14 protein-coding genes are annotated in these 12,726 nt (G+C 73.8%); 7 read left to right on the forward strand and 7 right to left on the reverse strand.

Features of this window, described 5'->3' with window-relative positions; translation table 11 throughout:
* A partial coding sequence (locus ACZ6EJ_RS10740) for a thiamine pyrophosphate-dependent dehydrogenase E1 component subunit alpha (RefSeq protein WP_469266141.1) occupies positions 1-1,057 on the reverse strand: 1,057 nt, incomplete at its 3' end.
* Between the two features lie 224 nt (positions 1,058-1,281).
* Between ACZ6EJ_RS10740 and ACZ6EJ_RS10745 the strand changes: the two genes are divergently transcribed.
* Complete coding sequence (locus tag ACZ6EJ_RS10745; protein WP_469266143.1) at positions 1,282-1,869, forward strand: Lrp/AsnC family transcriptional regulator; 588 nt, start codon at positions 1,282-1,284, stop codon at positions 1,867-1,869.
* A gap of 180 nt (positions 1,870-2,049) precedes the next feature.
* On the opposite strand, the gene ACZ6EJ_RS10750 is transcribed toward ACZ6EJ_RS10745, so the two are convergent.
* Positions 2,050-2,646, reverse strand: coding sequence for a TetR/AcrR family transcriptional regulator (locus tag ACZ6EJ_RS10750; RefSeq protein WP_469266145.1), 597 nt, complete (start codon positions 2,644-2,646; stop codon positions 2,050-2,052).
* A gap of 123 nt (positions 2,647-2,769) precedes the next feature.
* Here ACZ6EJ_RS10750 and paaN point away from each other — a divergent pair, with 123 nt between their 5' ends.
* On the forward strand, positions 2,770-4,470 hold the full coding sequence (gene paaN, locus ACZ6EJ_RS10755; RefSeq protein ID WP_469266147.1) for a phenylacetic acid degradation protein PaaN: 1,701 nt from the start codon (positions 2,770-2,772) through the stop codon (positions 4,468-4,470).
* Here the strand turns inward: paaN and ACZ6EJ_RS10760 are convergent.
* Genes ACZ6EJ_RS10760 through ACZ6EJ_RS10770 form a run of 3 tightly spaced genes read right to left on the reverse strand, consistent with a single transcriptional unit; the run spans position 4,467 to position 7,497 of the window.
* Positions 4,467-5,204, reverse strand: a complete 738-nt coding sequence (locus ACZ6EJ_RS10760) for a TrmH family RNA methyltransferase (protein WP_469266148.1) — start codon at positions 5,202-5,204, stop codon at positions 4,467-4,469. The genes paaN and ACZ6EJ_RS10760 overlap by 4 nt on opposite strands.
* Positions 5,201-6,664, reverse strand: coding sequence for an HTTM domain-containing protein (locus tag ACZ6EJ_RS10765; RefSeq protein ID WP_469266150.1), 1,464 nt, complete (start codon positions 6,662-6,664; stop codon positions 5,201-5,203). The genes ACZ6EJ_RS10760 and ACZ6EJ_RS10765 overlap by 4 nt, the downstream gene beginning before the upstream one ends.
* Positions 6,661-7,497: a DUF5819 family protein gene (locus tag ACZ6EJ_RS10770; RefSeq protein WP_469266152.1), complete on the reverse strand. Its 837-nt coding sequence runs from the start codon at positions 7,495-7,497 to the stop codon at positions 6,661-6,663. Before ACZ6EJ_RS10770 ends, ACZ6EJ_RS10765 begins: the two co-directional genes overlap by 4 nt.
* A 115-nt stretch (positions 7,498-7,612) precedes the next feature.
* Here ACZ6EJ_RS10770 and paaA point away from each other — a divergent pair, with 115 nt between their 5' ends.
* Genes paaA through ACZ6EJ_RS10795 form a run of 5 tightly spaced genes read left to right on the forward strand, consistent with a single transcriptional unit; the run spans position 7,613 to position 11,269 of the window.
* Positions 7,613-8,719, forward strand: coding sequence for a 1,2-phenylacetyl-CoA epoxidase subunit PaaA (gene paaA, locus ACZ6EJ_RS10775; RefSeq protein ID WP_469266153.1), 1,107 nt, complete (start codon positions 7,613-7,615; stop codon positions 8,717-8,719).
* Positions 8,716-9,006 carry a 1,2-phenylacetyl-CoA epoxidase subunit PaaB gene (paaB, locus tag ACZ6EJ_RS10780; protein ID WP_145808212.1) on the forward strand — a complete coding sequence of 97 codons (291 nt, stop codon included), beginning with the start codon at positions 8,716-8,718 and terminating at the stop codon, positions 9,004-9,006. The genes paaA and paaB overlap by 4 nt, the downstream gene beginning before the upstream one ends.
* Positions 9,003-9,719 (forward strand): 1,2-phenylacetyl-CoA epoxidase subunit PaaC, encoded by a 717-nt coding sequence (gene paaC / locus ACZ6EJ_RS10785; protein WP_469266155.1) that lies wholly within the window; start codon positions 9,003-9,005, stop codon positions 9,717-9,719. The genes paaB and paaC overlap by 4 nt, the downstream gene beginning before the upstream one ends.
* The gene (paaD, locus tag ACZ6EJ_RS10790) at positions 9,713-10,210 is read left to right on the forward strand and encodes a 1,2-phenylacetyl-CoA epoxidase subunit PaaD (RefSeq protein WP_469266157.1); all 498 of its coding nucleotides are present in this window, start codon (positions 9,713-9,715) and stop codon (positions 10,208-10,210) included. The genes paaC and paaD overlap by 7 nt, the downstream gene beginning before the upstream one ends.
* Entirely contained in the window at positions 10,211-11,269 is a 1,059-nt protein-coding gene (locus ACZ6EJ_RS10795; RefSeq protein ID WP_469266158.1) for a 2Fe-2S iron-sulfur cluster-binding protein, read from the forward strand.
* Positions 11,270-11,372: 103 nt separating this feature from the next.
* Here ACZ6EJ_RS10795 and ACZ6EJ_RS10800 read toward each other — a convergent pair whose 3' ends face one another.
* Complete coding sequence (locus ACZ6EJ_RS10800; RefSeq protein ID WP_469266160.1) at positions 11,373-11,717, reverse strand: rhodanese-like domain-containing protein; 345 nt, start codon at positions 11,715-11,717, stop codon at positions 11,373-11,375.
* A 46-nt stretch (positions 11,718-11,763) separates the two neighbouring features.
* A complete protein-coding gene (locus ACZ6EJ_RS10805; protein ID WP_469266161.1) occupies positions 11,764-12,693 on the reverse strand; it encodes a J domain-containing protein in 930 nt (309 codons plus the stop codon).
* Between the last annotated feature and the right edge of the window lie 33 nt (positions 12,694-12,726).

Below are 12,726 nucleotides of genomic sequence, written 5' to 3' on the forward strand. Positions count from 1 at the left end.
CCCCCCCCCCCCCCCCCCCCCCCCCCCCCCCCCCCCCCCCCCCCCCCCCCCCCCCCCCCCCCCCCCCCCCCCCCCCCCCCCCCCCCCCCCGCGCCCGCTCGACGGCCTCGTCGTCCAGCAGCCCCCGGCCGGTCAGCTCGCGCTCCAGCAGCCGCACGGGGTCGTGCGCCCGCCAGGCCTCGACCTCGCTGTCCACCCGGTAGCGCGTGGCGTCGTCGGCGTTGGTGTGGGCGTCCATGCGGTAGGTGACCGCCTCGACCAGGGTCGGTCCTTCGCCACGCCGTGCCCGGACCACCGCCTCGCCGAGCACCTGGTGCACGGCGGCGGCGTCGTTGCCGTCGACGAGGCGGCCCGGCATCCCGTACCCCACCGCCTTGTGCGCGAGGGAGGGGGCGGCGGTCTGCTTCGCCAGCGGCACGGAGATGGCGAAGCCGTTGTTCTGCACGAGGAAGACGACCGGGGCCTTCCAGACGGCCGCGAAGTTCAGCGCCTCGTGGAAGTCGCCCTCGCTGGTGCCCCCGTCGCCGACCAGGGCGAGCGCCACCACGTCGTCGCCCCGGAGCCGGGCCGCGTGCGCCAGCCCCACGGCGTGCGGCAACTGGGTGGCCAGCGGGGTGCACAGCGGTGCGATGCGGTGCTCGCGCGGGTCGTAACCGGTGTGCCGGTCGCCGCGCAGCAGGGTCAGGGCCTCGACCGGGTCGAGACCCCGTACGACGGCCGCCAGCGTGTCGCGGTAGCTGGGGAAGAGCCAGTCGCGCTCCTCCAGGACCAGTGCGGCGGCGACCTGGCACGCCTCCTGGCCGGTGCTCGACGGGTAGACGGCCAGTCGGCCCTGCTTCGTCAGCGCGGTGGCCTGCGCGTTGTAGCGGCGGCCGCGGACCAGCTCGGCGTAGAGGCGCAGCAGCAGCTCGGGCTCGACACCGGCGACCGCTTCCGTGCCGAGCACCCGGAACGGCTCCGGGTCCGGGAGCAGCGGGGCGGGGTCGGTGATCGGCTTCCAGGCCGGGGGCGGCGTGGGCCGGTAGGCGGCCGCGCCGGGCAGCTCTTGGACCGTCATGAGAAGCACCTCCTGGCATCGGGAGAGATCGGGGGTGTCGCCGCGGAACGAGATGTCGAGAGCGGACAGGACGCGGACGCGGCCTGCCTCACCTACCGATTGTTCGGTCGCGAACGCATTTTGGCTACAGGCGCCGTCGGCCTGTGGACAAACGGTTCTCCACAGCCTGTGATGGGGTCAGGTCGTCCATGACACGGAGGCGCGGGCGGATGAGAGCTGAACGAATGGCCGACACAGGCGACGGTCCCGACCCAACGGCGTCCCCGTCGCCGCCGCCCGCTCCGGCCCAAGCCGTCCCAGCGGCCACGCCGGCACCGCCGGCACCGCCCGCCCGGCCCCTGGACGCCACCGACCGCGACATCCTGCGCATCCTCCGGGCGGACGGCCGCGCCTCGATACGGTCGGTGGCCGAACGGGTCCACGTCTCGCGCGCCAACGCCTACGCCCGGATCAACCGGCTCGTCGAGGACGGCGTGATCCGGGGCTTCGGGGCCCGCGTCGACCACGAGCGGGCGGGCCAGGGCGCGTCCGCGTACATCACGCTCAAGATCGTGCAGAACTCCTGGCGCACCGTGCGCGAACAGCTCCAGGCGCTTCCGGGGGCCACGCACATCGCGCTGGTGAGCGGCGACTTCGACGTCCTGCTGCTGGTGCACACGCCGGACAACCGGGCGCTGCGCGAGCTGGTCCTCACCCGCATCCAGGCCATTCCCGAGGTGCTCTCGACCCGCACCCTGCTGGTGTTCGAGGAGACGGACCTCGGCCCGTACCCGGACCGGCCGGCGGAGCTGGGCAGGCCGGAGCTGAGCTGACGCGGGAGGCGGAGGCGGGTCGGGGACGGCCGGAGCGGAGCTGACGCGGGAGGCGGAGGCCGGTCGGGGACGGCCGGAGCACGGCCGGGCAGCACGCGGGCCGCGCGGTTCGGCGCCGCGCGCGCCGCCGTGCGGTTCGGCACCGCGTGGTTCGGCGCCGCGCGCCGCCCCCGCAAGGGCTCAGCGGCCGTTCGCCCGCATCCCCTCGAACGCCAGTCGGACGACCGTGTCGGCGAGCTGGTCCTCGTCCGGGAAGCCGCCGGGCTGCGGCCGATACCACTCGACCAGGGAGTTCACCATGCCGAACAGCAGCCGGGTCGCCAGCCGTATGTCCACGTCCGCCCGCAGGTCGCCGTCGGCCACCGCGGCCTGCAGCAGCTCCGCGACGCGCTGGTCGAACTCGCGGCGGCGCTCCAGCGCCCAGCGCTCGGTCTTCGTGTTCCCCCGCACCCGCAGCAGCAGCGTGACGTAGGGGACCTCGGCCATCAGCACCTCGACCGTGCGGCGCGTGACGTACTCGACCCGCTCGATCGCGCGCCCGCGCAGCGCCCCCGGCTCGTCGAGAATGGCGAAGAGCCCGTCGAGCGCCCGGCTGACGGCTCGCCGCAACAGCTCCTCCTTGCCCGCCACATGGTGGTAGATGGAGGACTTCGAGATGCCTGCGGCCCGCGAAAGGTGCTCCATGGACGTGCCGTCGTAGCCACGCTCGTTGAAGACGCGAACGGCGACGGTGAGCAGGGTCTCCGGGGTGTACGTGTCCCGCTTGGCCGTGGTCATGTCCGCGATCCTCCCCCATGGGTTGTCCACAGGTCCTTCGGGGCCCCTTGTCCCGACCGATCGTTCGGTTACTCTAACTCCGTCCGTACGTCACCGCCCGGCTCGACGAGGAGTTGGTCCGCCATGGCCGCCGCGCTCACCCCCCAGCAGCTATCCGAGACCCACCGGCCCACGCTCGACCGGGCCCTGGACACGATCGGCACCCGTGCGTACTGGTCGCCGCACCCCGAGCACCCGAAGGCGTACGGGGAAGGCGGCGCTCCGGGCAGCCTCGGCGCGGCCGAGGGCAGGGCCGCGTTCGACGCGGTGCTCGGCACCCGGCTCGACCTGGGACAGCCGGGCACCGACGGCTGGACCGGCGACGAGGTCTCGCCGTACGGGCCGCGGCTCGGCGTCGAGTATCCGCACGCCGACCCGGACGTGCTGATCCCGGCGATGCGGGCCGGCACGGGCGCCTGGCGGGCGGCCGGGCCGGAGCTCCGGGCCCTGGTCTGCCTGGAGATCCTGGCGCGGATCAGCGCCCGCACCCACGAGCTGGCCCACGCCGTGATGCACACCAGCGGCCAGGCCTTCATGATGGCGTTCCAGGCGGGCGGGCCGCACGCCCAGGACCGCGGCCTGGAGGCCGTCGCGTACGCCTACCGGGAGCAGACGCGCACCCCCGGGACCGCCGACTGGTCCAAGCCGCAGGGCAAGCGCGATCCGCTGAAGCTGCACAAGTCGTACGTCGCCTCCGGCCGCGGCGTCTCGCTGCTCATCGGCTGCAACACGTTCCCCACGTGGAACGGCTATCCCGGACTCTTCGCCTCCCTCGCCACGGGCAACCCGGTGCTGGTCAAGCCGCACCCGCGCGCCGTGCTGCCGCTGGCCCTCACCGTGGGCATCGCCCGCGACGTGCTGCGCGAGGCGGGCTTCGACCCGAATCTGGTGGCCCTGGCCGCCGAGCGCCCCGGCGAGGGCATCGCCAAGTCCCTGGCGCTCCGCCCGGAGGTCCGGATCATCGACTACACCGGCTCGACCTCCTTCGGCGACTGGCTGGAGGAGAACGCCCGCCAGGCCGTGGTCCACACGGAGAAGGCCGGCGTCAACACGATCGTCGTCGACTCCACCGACGACTACCGCGGGATGCTCGCCAACCTGGCGTTCTCCCTCTCCCTGTACAGCGGCCAGATGTGCACCACCCCGCAGAACCTCCTGATCCCGCGGGACGGCATCGCCACGGACGCGGGCCCCAAGTCCTACGACGACGTGGTCGCCGACATCGCCGCCGCCGTCACGGGCCTGCTCGGGGACGACGCCCGCGCGGCCGCGCTGCTCGGCGCCCTGGTCAACCGCGACGTGCTGGCTCGGGTGGAAGCGGCCGGGAAGCTGGGCGAGGTCGCCCTCGCCTCGCGCACGGTGGCGAACGACGAGTTCCCCGACGCGGTCGTCCGCACCCCCGTCATCGTCAAGCTCGACGCCGCCAAGGCCGACGACGGCGCGGCCTACCTCTCGGAGTGCTTCGGCCCGGTCTCCTTCGCGGTCGCGGTCGAGTCGACGCCCGCCGCCCTGGAGCTGCTGCGCCGCACCATCCGCGACGAGGGGGCGATGACGGTCGGCGCCTACACCACGTCGCCCGAGGTGGAGCGCGCGATCGAGGACGTCTGCCTGGAGGAGTCGGCCCAGCTCTCGCTGAACCTGACCGGAGGGGTCTACGTCAACCAGACGGCGGCCTTCTCCGACTTCCACGGCTCCGGCGGCAACCCCGCCGCGAACGCGACCCTGTGCGACGGGGCCTTCGTCGCCAACCGCTTCCGCGTGGTGGAGGTGCGGCGCCAGGCCTAGGGAGCGGCCCCCGGCGTCCCCCGCAGGCCGTCACGGGGGTCCGGGACGGCGGCGTAGCGCTGCACCCACGCGTGCATCGCGATCGCGGCGGCGGCTCCGGCGTTGATGGACCGCGTCGAACCGAACTGGGCGATGGAGCAGACCATGGCGGCGTGCTCGCGGGCCTCCTCGGTCAGGCCGGGCCCCTCCTGCCCGAAGAGCAGCACGCACCGGCGGGGCAGCTCGGTCCGCTCCAGCGGTACGGCTCCGGGGAGGTTGTCGATCCCGATGATCGGCAGCCCCTCGGACTCCGCCCACGCGGTCAGGTCCGCCGTGTCGGGGTGGTGGCGGACGTGCTGGTAGCGGTCCGTCACCATGGCGCCGCGCCGGTTCCAGCGCCGGCGGCCCACGATGTGGATCTCCTTGGCCAGGAAGGCGTTGGCGGTCCGCACCACCGACCCGATGTTGAAGTCGTGGTGCCAGTTCTCCACGGCCACGTGGAAGTCGTGCCGCCGGAGGTCGAGGTCGGCGACGATCGCCTCCCGCGTCCAGTAGCGGTAGGCGTCGCCGACGTTGCGCCGGTCGCCGTGGGCCAGCAGCTCGGGGTCGTAGCGCTCGCCCTCGGGCCAGGGCAGCGGGTGCGGCCCGACGCCGACCTCCGGGCCGTACCCGTCGTCGTACTGGAGGGGCTCCGCCCCGGCGGGGTCCTGGGGGTCGGCCGGGGGTTCCTGGGTGCTGCCGGTCTCGCTGCTCACCCGACGAGCGTATGGCCCCCGCCGCCACCGGGGCGCCGGGGTCCCCCCGTACCGCCGTGGGCGTCCTCGTCCGGCCCGGTCCCGGCCGGTCGCGGCGGTCGGGCCGGCCGCTCCGCCGCCGCGCGTTCCGGGGACCGTGCGGGCAGCCGGGAGAGCAGCCGCCGCCTGCCGAGCGCGGCCCGGCCGCCGAGCCACACGAGGAAGGCGGTGGGCAGGAAGACGGCGTCGGCCGCGATCATCGCCAGGGAGAAGAACGGCAGTCCGAGCAGCAGGGCGATCCCCGCGTGCTCGCCGATCATCACGACCAGCAGGACGTTCTTGATCCGCCGGTTGAACAGGGTGAAGGGGAAGGCGACCTGGGCGATGACCGTGCCGTACGTCAGCACCATCACCACGAGCCCGCTGGAGGCGAGGACGTCCGAGAGGGCCGGCCACGGGGTGAAGTAGTCCAGCTTGAGCGGGTAGTAGAGCGCGGTGCCGTCCTGCCAGCGCGAGCCCTGGATCTTGTACCAGCCGGCGGTCGCGTAGATCAGGCAGACCTCGGCCATGATCACGGCCAGCGTGGCGTTGTGCACGAGGTTGGCCAGCACGTCGAGCAGGATGCGCGACTGCCCGCGGGGCGCGCGGCGGTTCACGGCCCACCAGGCGGCGGCGGAGAGCCAGACCGCCCACAGCAGGGCCGGGAGCCACCAGGTGCCGCCGAGCCCGCCCATCACCGTGGCGACCGCCAGGACGGGCCCGAGCACGGCCCAGAGCACCGGCCCCGCGACGTCCCGAGCGGGCCGCGAACCGGCCGCCGCGCGTCCGGCGTTCCGGGCCGCGCGCCGGGCGTCCAGCGACCAGACCTGGCCGCAGCGCGTCAGCACGAGGTAGATCACCATGAGGTGCACGACGTTGTCGCCGCCGTCGCCCATGAAGATGCTGCGGTTCTGCAGGGAGAGCACGCCGACCATGAAGAGGACGGACATGGTCCGGGTGCGCCACCCGAGGAGGAGGGCGGCGGCGGACAGCAGGGTGAGGGCGTAGACGGCCTCGAACCAGAGCGCGCTGTCGGTCCACAGCAGTACGGAGAAGGCGTCGTTGCTGTCCGTGAGCCGCCGGGCGAGGTCCCAGCGCCACGGGCTGTCGGGGCCGTACAGCTCATGGCGGTGGGGCAGCTCGCGCAGCAGGAAGAAGAGGTACGTGGCGGCGAACCCGATCCGGACGACGGCGCTCTGGTACGGGCCGAGGGCCGAGGCGGTGACGCGCTGGAGGGCGCGGGCCGGGCCGTTGGCGGGGACGCCGGGGCGGGGGGCGGCAGGCGGGCGGACGGCACTGCGGTGGGGCGCGGCGGCCTGAGCCGGGGCGGATGGCAGGGGTGTGGCGGCGCGCGGCGGGTCGGCGGGCGGCCCGCCGGGGCGCTGCGGGTCGGCGGGCGGCCCGGCGGGGCGCTGCGGGCCGGACGGCGGAGGGGTGGTCACCTGTTGCCCTCCGCACCGTGCGCCGCGTTCCGGGCCCGCTCCGCGTCACGCGCGGGAAGGTCGTCCGGGGTCACGGTCCACCAGGGGAGCACGCGGTGGACCGGCCGGGTGTCGATCCGCTCCGTGCTCCACGGGGGCGGGGCGACGGGGGTGCTGGCGGAGCGGAGCTGGATGCGCTCGATCGTGCCGCCGTAGTCCCGTCCGCTCAGCCGCAGCATCGCGATGCGGCGGACGTAGCGCTCGGAGAGGTCGCCGCGCAGACTCGTGGAACGGTTCTCGCCGTCGTGGGAGTTGACGTAGAAGTCCCAGCCCCGGCGGAGTTCGTTCTGGTGGATGTGGCTGGGCAGGAGGTTGCCGCGTATCCCTTCGCCGTCCTCGTGGGTGAGGCTCATCCAGCCGGTGGTGCGGCGGCCGTCCTCCCCCACCACCTCGGCGCGCACGTGGACGGCGATGTTCTGCTGGAGCGGGTTGGGCGCGAACAGCTTCCAGTTCTGCTCGAACTCCGGGTAGACCCAGTCGTCGATGGTCTCCCCGTGCTGCTTGGTCAGCGTGTTCGACGGGGCGACGTGCAGGAAGACCACGGCCACGTGGGCGCAGGCCAGCAGCCCGATCAGGGAGAGCGCCAGGGCCGCGCCCACCTGGTACGGGAAGGAGAGCCCGGCTATGCCACGGCCGGCCGAGGGGCCCGCTGTGTCCGCGGGGCCCGCCGGGTCCGCCGGGTCCGCCGAAGACGGGGGCGCGGGCGCGTCGGGCACGTCCGCCTGAGGCGCCGAAGCCGAGGGCCAGGGGGCCTTCTGCCGGTTCGCCGGGCCCCCGCCGTGATCCGCATCCATCCCGCCCCGCCCACCGTCGATCACCGCTCAGTTATCCACAGGGTTGACACCCTACGGGCCTCCGACTCACCATTGAAGCCAGAGAACCGAACGATCGGTCGGTAGGGAGTCCGGGATGGCGGCAGTGACTGCGGGCCAAGCGGCGCGGGGGGCGTCGGGCACGGTGGACGCGGGGCAGGCGGGGGACGCGGCCCGCGTACGGGCCTTCGAGGCGACCGTGGCCGCGGACGAGCGGATCGAGCCCCGCGACTGGATGCCGGACGCCTACCGGGCCTCGCTGGTCCGTCAGATGGCCCAGCACGCCCACTCGGAGATCATCGGGATGCAGCCGGAGGCCAACTGGATCACCCGCGCCCCCTCGCTGCGGCGCAAGGCGATCCTGATGGCGAAGGTGCAGGACGAGGCCGGCCACGGGCTGTATCTCTACAGCGCCGCGGAGACGCTGGGCACCAGCCGCGAGGAGCTGCTCGACAAGCTCCACGCCGGCCGCCAGCGCTATTCGTCGATCTTCAACTACCCGACGCTGACCTGGGCCGACGTCGGGGCGATCGGCTGGCTGGTGGACGGGGCGGCGATCACCAACCAGGTGCCGCTCTGCCGCTGCTCCTACGGCCCCTACGCCCGCGCGATGGTCCGCATCTGCAAGGAGGAGTCCTTCCACCAGCGCCAGGGGTACGAGCTGCTGCTCGCCCTCAGCCGCGGCTCCGAGGCCCAGCACGCCATGGCCCAGGACGCGGTGAACCGCTGGTGGTGGCCGTCCCTGATGATGTTCGGCCCCCCGGACGACGCCTCGGCCCACTCCGAGCGGTCCATGGCCTGGAAGATCAAGCGGCACTCCAACGACGAGCTGCGGCAGCGCTTCGTGGACATCTGCGTGCCGCAGGCCCGGGCGCTGGGCCTCGATCTGCCGGACCCCGACCTGCGGTGGAACGAGGAGCGCGGACGGCATGACTTCGGCCCGATCGACTGGGCGGAGTTCCACGAGGTCCTCCAGGGCAACGGCCCCTGCAACGAACAGCGGATCACCCAGCGCCGCAGGGCCCACGAGGAGGGCGCCTGGGTCCGGGAGGCCGCGGCCGCCTACGCCGCCAAGCACGCCCCGCCCGCGTCAGCCGCCCAACACATCGCGCCCGGCGCTCCGGCCCCACCGGCGCGGGCGCACGCGCCGGCGACCGGCGCCGAGTCCGCGGGGCCCGCACAGCAGGGGGAGGAGACGCCATGACCAGCTCGACCGACTGGCCGCTGTGGGAGGTGTTCGTGCGTTCGCGGCGCGGACTGTCCCACACCCACGCCGGCAGCCTGCACGCGCCGGACGCCGAGATGGCCCTGCGCAACGCCCGCGACCTCTACACCCGCCGCTCGGAGGGCGTCTCCCTCTGGGTGGTCCCCTCCACCGAGATCACCGCCTCCTCCCCCGACGAGAAGGACTCGTTCTTCGAGCCGGCCGGGGACAAGCCCTACCGCCACCCGACGTTCTACGAGATCCCGGAAGGGGTGAAGCACCTGTGAGCGCCGCCCTCGCCCTCGGAGACGACGCCCTGGTGCTCTCGCACCGGCTGGGGGAGTGGGCGGGCCACGCCCCCGTCCTGGAGGAGGAGGTGGCTCTCGCCAACATCGCCCTGGACCTGCTGGGGCAGGCACGGGTCCTGCTCTCGCTCGTCGGCGACGAGGACGAGCTCGCCTACCTCCGCGAGGAGCGGGCCTTCCGCAACCTCCAACTGGTCGAGCAGCCGAACGGGGACTTCGCCCGCACCATCGCCCGGCAGCTCTACTTCTCGGTGTACCAGCACCTGCTGTACGAGCGGTTGGCGACCGGCCGCGGCGAGTTCGCCGGCCTCGCGGCCAAGGCGGTGAAGGAGGTGGCCTACCACCGGGACCACGCCGAGCAGTGGGTGCTGCGGCTCGGCGACGGCACCGCTGAGAGCCACGGCCGGATGCAGCGCGGCCTCGACGCGTTGTGGCGCTTCACCGGAGAGATGTTCCAGCCGGTCGAGGGGCTGGAGGGCCCCGGCTCCGCCGTCGACTTCGAGGAGCTGCGGGCCCGTTGGCTCACCGCCGTCTCCGACGTCGTCGCACGGGCCACCCTGACGCTCCCGGCGGGCCCGCAGTCCGGAGGGTGGGCGGCGGGAGCGGGACGGCAGGGCCTGCACACCGTGCCGTTCGGCCGCATGATCGCCGAGATGCAGCACCTCCACCGCAGCCATCCGGGGGCGTCATGGTGACCGACACCCGGCTGGAGGCCGAGCTGCGCCGGCTCGCCGGTTCCGTTCCCGATCCGGAGCTCCCGGTTCTGACCCTGGCGGAGCTGGGCGTCGTGCGGGGCGTACGGGTGGACGGCGCGGGCCGGGCGACCGTGCGGATCACCCCGACCTACACGGGCTGCCCCGCGATCGAGGCCATGTCCGCCGACATCGAGCGCGTCCTGCACGACCACGGGGTGCCGGAGGTCGCGGTGGTCACGGTCCTCGCACCGGCCTGGTCGACGGACGACATCAGCGCCGAAGGCCGCCGCAAGCTCGCGGAGTCCGGCATAGCGCCGCCGCGCTCCAGCGGCGCCGGCGACGGCCCCGTGCCGCTGACGCTCTCGGTGCGCTGCCCGCACTGCGGCTCCACGGACACGGAGCTGCTGAGCCGGTTCTCCTCCACGGCGTGCAAGGCCCTGCGCCGCTGCGTCACGTGCCGTGAGCCGTTCGACCACTTCAAGGAGTTGTAGATGTTCCATCCGCTCCGGGTCAGCGCGATCGAACGGATCACGGACGACGCGGTGGCCGTCACCCTCGCCGTCCCCGCCGAGCTGCACGAGACCTTCCGCCACACCCCGGGCCAGCATCTGAACGTGCGCTACACCGTGGACGGCGAGGAGGTCCGCCGCTCGTACTCGATCTGCGCACCGGCCACCGAGCCGCCCGGCGAGCCCGTGCTGCGGGTGGGCATCCGGCTGGTCGACGGAGGAGCGTTCTCCACGTACGCGCTGAAGGAGCTGTCCGTCGGCGATCAGGTGGAGGCCATGCCGCCCACGGGCCGGTTCGTCCTGGAGCCGCGCCCCGGACTCTTCGCGGCCGTGGTCGGCGGCAGCGGGATCACACCGGTGCTGTCCATGGCGGCCACCCTGCTGGACCGGGAGCCGGCGGCCCGGTTCTGCCTGATCCGCAGCGACCGGACGGCGGCCTCGACGATGTTCCTCGACGAGGTGGCCGACCTCAAGGACCGGTATCCGGACCGCTTCCAGCTCGTCACCGCCCTCTCTCGAGAGGAGCAGGCGGCCGGCCTCCCCTCGGGGCGGCTGGACACCGGACGGCTCACCGGCCTGCTGCCCGCCGTGCTTCCGGTGGCGGAGGTGGACGGCTGGTTCCTGTGCGGCCCGCTCGGCCTCGTGCGAAGCGCGGAGAAGGCCCTGCGGGCGCTCGGCGTCGACCGCGTCCGGGTCCACCAGGAGGTCTTCCACGTCGACGACGGCCCCGCCGACGCCCCGGCGGCCCGCGTCACCGCCCCGACCGACGCCACGCTCACGGCGACGCTCCACGGCCGCTCGGGGAGCTGGGCCGTGCGGGGCTCGGAATCACTGCTGGACACCGTGTTGCGGAGCCGTGCGGACGCCCCCTACGCCTGCAAGGGCGGGGTGTGCGGGACCTGCCGGGCGTTCCTGGTCTCGGGCGAGGTCCGGATGGACCGCAACTTCGCCCTGGAGCCGGAGGAGACCGGAGCCGGCTTCGTGCTGGCCTGCCAGTCGCACCCGCTCACCCCGGAGGTGGAGCTGGACTTCGACCGCTGACGCACCGGCAGGCGCCGCCGCCCCCTCACCACGGCGGTGGGCGACGGCGGCACAGGGGCCGCAGGACCAAGGCCGGCGCTCCACCTCACCGCGGAGGCGGGCATCACAGCACGAAGGCCGGCGCTCCGTCGTCCGTGACCATCGGCCGCCCGGCGCCTTCCCAGGCCTGCATACCGCCGTCGATGTTCACCGCGTCGACGCCCTGCTGCACCAGGTACTGGGTGACCTGGGCCGACCGTCCGCCGACGCGGCACATCACATGGACGCGCCGACCGTCCCCGGCGGCCTCGGTCAGCTCGCCGAACCGGCCGACGAAGTCGCTCATCGGGATGTGCAGCGCACCCTCGACGTGCCCGGCCGCCCACTCGTCGTCCTCACGGACGTCCAGGACGAAGCCGTCCGACGGGACCTCCGCGGCGTCCACCGAGGGCAGCGGGGCGAAATTCATGGGTCATGCCTTCTCTCGTACGTACGCGGCAGGGTCACCGGGAACGCTACTGCACCAGCTCCGCCAGCTCGGCCTCGCGCCGGGAGACCTCGCCCAGCAACTGCTCCCCGATGTCCTCCAGCAGCCGGTCCGGATCGTCCGGGGCCATGCGGAGCATCGAGCCGATCGCGCCCTCCTCCAGCTCCTTGGCGAGCACGGACAGCAGCTCCTTGCGCCTGCTCAGCCACTCCAGCCGGGCGTAGAGCTCCTCGCTCTCGCTCAGCGGCGACGGCGGCAGCACCGGGCCGGCCGCCCACTCCGCGACCAGCTCCTTCAGCGACTCGACGTCGCCTCGGCCGTAGGCGGCGTTGACCCGAGCGATGAACTCGTCCCGGCGCTCCCGCTCCTGCTCGTCCTGGGCGAGGTCCGGGTGCGCCTTGCGGGCCAGCTCGCGGTAGAGCCTGCGGGCCTCCTCGCTGGGCCTGACCCGCTTCGGCGGTTGGACCGGCTGCTCCGTGAGCATGGCCGCGGCCTCGGGGGACAGCCCGTCGGTGTCCATCCAGTCGTGGAACAGCTCGTCCACACCGGGCATCGGCATGACGACCGCCCGCGCCTCCCGCGCCTTGCGCCAGTCCTCGGGGTCGCCGGTGCGGGCGGCCCGCGCCTCCGCGATCCGGGCGTCCAGCTCGTCGAGACGGGCGTACATCGGGCCGAGCTTCTGGTGGTGCAGCCGGGAGAAGTTCTCGACCTCGACCCGGAAGGTCTCCACCGCGATCTCGAACTCGATCAGCGCCTGTTCGGCCACCCGCACCGCCCTGGCCAGCCGCGCCTCGGGGCGCGCCGCGTCCTCCCGCGGCTCACCGGGGGCCTCCGGAGCGTCAGCGGCCTCCGGAGCGCCCTGCGCGTCCGGCGCGGGACGCGGGGCGTGGAGCTGGTCGTCGTCCTGCCGGTCATCATCGTTCCGGGTGGTCGGCACCCCGGCGGCTTCGTGGGTCACCCGTCCAGCGTATGGCCACGGTCCCGCCGCACG

This window comes from Streptomyces sp. NPDC041970 (assembly GCF_055588985.1).

Excerpts from the sequence above, each read along its gene's own strand:
- ACZ6EJ_RS10745 (WP_469266143.1), top strand. The coding sequence starts at position 1,282 with ATGGCCGACACAGGCGACGGTCCCGACCCAACGGCGTCCCCGTCGCCG.
- ACZ6EJ_RS10750 (WP_469266145.1), bottom strand. The coding sequence starts at position 2,646 with ATGACCACGGCCAAGCGGGACACGTACACCCCGGAGACCCTGCTCACC.
- paaN (WP_469266147.1), top strand. The coding sequence starts at position 2,770 with ATGGCCGCCGCGCTCACCCCCCAGCAGCTATCCGAGACCCACCGGCCC.
- ACZ6EJ_RS10770 (WP_469266152.1), bottom strand. The coding sequence starts at position 7,497 with ATGGATGCGGATCACGGCGGGGGCCCGGCGAACCGGCAGAAGGCCCCC.
- paaA (WP_469266153.1), top strand. The coding sequence starts at position 7,613 with ATGGCGGCAGTGACTGCGGGCCAAGCGGCGCGGGGGGCGTCGGGCACG.
- paaB (WP_145808212.1), top strand. The coding sequence starts at position 8,716 with ATGACCAGCTCGACCGACTGGCCGCTGTGGGAGGTGTTCGTGCGTTCG.
- paaD (WP_469266157.1), top strand. The coding sequence starts at position 9,713 with ATGGTGACCGACACCCGGCTGGAGGCCGAGCTGCGCCGGCTCGCCGGT.
- ACZ6EJ_RS10795 (WP_469266158.1), top strand. The coding sequence starts at position 10,211 with ATGTTCCATCCGCTCCGGGTCAGCGCGATCGAACGGATCACGGACGAC.
- ACZ6EJ_RS10800 (WP_469266160.1), bottom strand. The coding sequence starts at position 11,717 with ATGAATTTCGCCCCGCTGCCCTCGGTGGACGCCGCGGAGGTCCCGTCG.